A 2,285-nucleotide genomic window follows, 5' to 3' on the forward strand; every position below is an offset into this window, starting at 1 on the left:
CTCTCTTGCAGAGATTATTTTTCTCAGTATAACGTTGAGGGTTATAAATAATAGCTGCACAGGTAAATTTTAAGAGACCGTTTGATTTTAGATACTGGTAGGCTTCTCCTCGGCTTTGAGGATGAGCTAATGCTCTTGCGGCGTGATCAATAATGATAGTTCGCTGCGGCGCTGAAAAAATAGACCAATGGTTAAGGCCAATCTGGGAAAGTGTGTTGTTCACTTTGGGTGTAAAAGGCCCATATCTGTTGGCTTGTGCAAAATAGAGATCAATATTTTCCCCTTTCAACTGAGTTTCAATCACCAATAAATCAGCCCATGTGTCTGACCAAGTGGGTCTCAATAATGCACTTTCCAAGTAGGCCTTTTTTGCATTGAGCAAGCGGCTCTCTTTATCTACATCATCGCCCAAATAGGCTTCCCACTCATACACCTTACCCAGTAAATTGTGGTAATGAGGATGGTCTCTGTGGTGTTGTAGGGCCTTTAGTATCATGAGTTTTGTCTCATTCACTTGCTCTAAAGTTACACCATCACTGTGTTTTGTCCAGTAGTCGATATTTCTTTCTGTTGCTAGCGCGTAAATGGACGCCGTCAAAAAATGAAATGCAAAATAGAGAGTAACGAGTGCAGTTAGCCCAATGCTCAAACGCAAAGCATGGGCTAAAAAAGGGTGATTCACGACCTTCATGGTTATTTTTCTGGGCCGTAATAGGATTGATATTGATGATAACCGCTATAATTAGAGGCTTTTTTGGTGTTCAGTTTGTTCAATATGACGCCATCAATTCTCGCTCCTTGCTGCGTTAAGCGTCCGACCACATCTCTAGCCACTTTAGTACGTGTGTGTGGAGCATTGATCACGAGTATGGTCGAGTCCACGTACTGCGACAGCATAAATGCATCACTAACGGCTAAACACGGAGGTGTATCAATCACAATTCTGCTATAGCGTGTCTTTAGCTCTTCGAGTAGTGAGGCAAACTTAGGCGAGGAGATAAGTTCAAGAGGATTGTCTGTCACGACTCCTGCTGCCAAAACATCAAGCCCTGATTCTTCATCGGTATAGAGACACTCTTCTATGGTATGCGTACCTATGAGCAAGTTGCTCATTCCTGGCTGTGAACCAGAGATGCCAAAACGGTGTGCAACCGATGGTTTTCTCAAATCGCAGTCAATCAGTAGTGTTTTTTCCATTTGTGCCAGTGAAAAAGCCAAATTGATACTCGAGGTTGTTTTTCCTTCCTCTGGTAGTGAAGAAGTAACCATTACAACATGATGATCTTTGTTGGTGTTGGCAAGTAAATAACCAGTCCGAACGGTTCTAATCGCTTCTGTTAGCTCTCGGTGTTTCGAATCAAAATAGGTTTTGAGCGTCAGGGGACCTCGAGTTTTAATTGCCGGTATAATACCGAGTAAGCTTAGTGATAACTGTTTTTCGACCTGTTTTACATCAAGGAATGTATCGTTTACCGCATCAGCAATAAAAGCAACAACACACGCCAAACCAAACGAAGCGACAAACGCTAACAATACAATCAGTTTACGATTCGGTTTACTTGGGGCGAGGGGCGGATTGGCAAAATCGGTAAAACGAGCAATCGTAGCATTAAAGTCGCTCGATGCACTGGTCTCTTTTTGACGACTTAAAAAGAGATCAAACAGCTCTCGGTTTGTTTGGACTTCACGCTTTAGCTCTGAATATCTTGCATTTTTTACGGAGAGGCTTTGAAACTCTGATTTGCGTTTCTCAAGTTCCCGGTGCAAAGAACTCTCTGCTTGCTTAGCAGCCTGTAACTCATTGTTGATCCCGTTTAGTAGCTGTTTTAGTTCGGAATTTAAATTACGTTTAACAGAGGCTAGTTCGGCTTGTGCTGCTTTGAGTTTTGGGTGTTTATCTCCATAGCGTTTTGATAGTTCCGAGACTTTCTTTTCAGCTTGCACTTCAGCCAATTTGACATCTCGTATCGTCGGGTGGTTAGAGATCTCTGGGATAGATGCAAGGGCAGAGAGGTCACCATCTTGACGGCTGTACGTTTGAGCGACCAAATAAAGAGTCTCAGCTGCAACGCGTCTGTCTCTCGTTTTATTCAATTGAGAGGTCAGTTCTTCAAGTTCTTGAGATGCTAGGCTTTCAACGCCTTGGATATCAACTAGCCCTTCAGATTTTAAAAATATTTGTAGTTGAGCTTCTGACTTTTTTAGTTGTTCGCGCAAATCACCCATGCGGTTGTTGAGCCAGCTATTCGCCTTCAGTTCAACTTGAAGTTTGTCTTCGATATGAC

The 2,285-nt window shown here is 42.8% G+C and carries 2 protein-coding genes; both read right to left on the reverse strand.

Translation table 11 applies throughout. The features are described from left to right. Positions 1-691 (reverse strand): VpsP family polysaccharide biosynthesis protein (locus B9J87_RS13040; RefSeq protein ID WP_094151098.1); only part of this gene is annotated, 691 nt, incomplete at its 3' end. A gap of 2 nt (positions 692-693) precedes the next feature. Continuing rightward, on the reverse strand, positions 694-2,285 hold a 1,592-nt coding region (locus tag B9J87_RS13045), incomplete at its 5' end, for a GumC family protein (protein ID WP_094151101.1).

Origin of the sequence: Vibrio sp. V19_P1S1T109, from assembly GCF_002241375.1 — a bacterium.
GTDB classification, from domain to species: Bacteria; Pseudomonadota; Gammaproteobacteria; order Enterobacterales; family Vibrionaceae; genus Vibrio; species Vibrio anguillarum.